The organism is Vibrio sp. 2132-1 (assembly GCF_033344315.1).
This window is the reverse complement of record NZ_JAWPON010000541.1, coordinates 1-608: the sequence shown is the minus strand read 5'-3', so window position 1 is coordinate 608 and position 608 is coordinate 1. Positions and strand designations below refer to the sequence as shown.

The following is a 608-nucleotide window of genomic DNA, read 5'->3' as shown; positions in this document are numbered from 1 at the left end:
TAAAATTAAAATATTTATTATCCCTAATAATATAGTCCTACTAATTATATAGTGATAGAAATCTCAAAAATTTATTTTCTTGATATTTTATTTCTAACAACAATGGCTGTGGTCACACAATTTTTAATTATTTTTCCTTTTAAGCCTGGTTTCAATATCATTGGGCCATCAATTGGAAAGTGATGAAGATCGCGAAATTTTAATTCGAGAAAATAAGACTTTTAAATATGAAAATTTAATCACGAAATTTGTTTTTTGAATTTTAAATATCGTTTTCGTTTGTAATATCTGTACCTGTCAATTTTAAAGAACAAAAAAGAGATATTCCAAATGAAACGTTTAATTATAGGTGTTAGTAATTACATGCCAGAAGACTTCAGTTTATTAGCTGAATCTTTAGATGAACAATTTAATCGTCATTTACAACCTTTAGAGCAAGTTGAATTAACCGACGTTGGTGCGGCTATTATTACTTCAGCAGACATTAAAGCAGGTCTGCATAAAATGATTTCTGAAACGGGTTACGGTATTCCAGTTTTCTTAGTAACGGATGAAAACCCAGTTTCGGCAGAAGATTATGTTTGGCTAACTGGCGTTATCGATTTAGA

Annotated in this window: 1 protein-coding gene; it reads left to right on the top strand. The window is 29.4% G+C overall.

Annotation, left to right across the window (positions count from 1 at the left end):
• Positions 1-330: 330 nt before the first annotated feature.
• Positions 331-608: Orn/Lys/Arg decarboxylase N-terminal domain-containing protein (locus R8N47_RS26525; RefSeq protein ID WP_318186276.1), on the top strand; the 278-nt coding region annotated here is incomplete at its 3' end.